Raw genomic sequence first — 901 nt, forward strand, 5'->3', positions numbered from 1 at the left:
TCCTTCGTGCTTCTTTTTTTGTTAAGAATAAGGGGAATCTTCCGCTTGATATACTGCTTGACCTGGTTTGCGTCTTCCTCATTTAATAGCGGGCTGACCATGATGTAATCAATGTTTTCATAAGGAATCGGTACAGTGGACACAATCATATCATAGGCTTGAACATCCTTCCCCTTTAGCTCGATCAGGGATGACATATCAAACCATTCAATTTCCGGCAGTTCTTTTTTCACTCTCGAGGCAAGCATTTTCGAGGAGGCGATCCCGCTTGAGCAGACGACAAGCGCTTTCACTTTTGCTTCTTCTTTTTTGATTTCAAGAGCCGAGCCAAAGTGAAGAACGATAAAAGCAATTTCATCATCAGTAAAGGACATGCCCGGAAAATACTTTTCGACGCCTTCTTCGATCGCCATATAAAGCAGAAAATAATCGCGCTTGATTTGTTCCTTCATCGGATTGTATATCTCAATATTTTCTTTTATGCGGCTGACGGCCGGCTCCAAATGGGCAATCAAGCCTTCATATAAAGAGTAGTTTTTCGTCAGATCCATTCTGATTTTGTCTGAAATAAAAGCAATGAGCCGCTTTGTTTGCAGGGCTGTTTCCAGCTCAATTTCCTGCGCTTTGTATTCTGTTTTGTATTTTCGATTGGCGCTTCGAAGGTGGATTGTAATATAGCCGACCTCCGCCTCTGGAATCGTAACGCCGAAGGCACGTTCAAGCTCGCCCGCGATTTCAAGAGCGGAGCTGTATTCCTTCGCATTCTTCAGTTCCTCAAGCTCATTTTGCTCCATGGTGATGGTTTCCCCAAGCTTAATTCGTTCGATCGCATACGTCAGATGGACGACGAGCGCTATATAGGAGCTGTCGGACAATGAAAAAGCGATTTTTTCTTTGAGCT

At 43.7% G+C, this 901-nt stretch carries 1 pseudogene; it reads right to left on the minus strand.

The window, feature by feature from the left end:
- A pseudogene (mtlR, locus tag ACWHAR_RS24590) lies at window positions 1-901 on the minus strand (mannitol operon transcriptional activator MtlR); the annotation flags it as partial.

The sequence above is a fragment of the Bacillus sp. LR--39 genome (assembly GCF_053613335.1).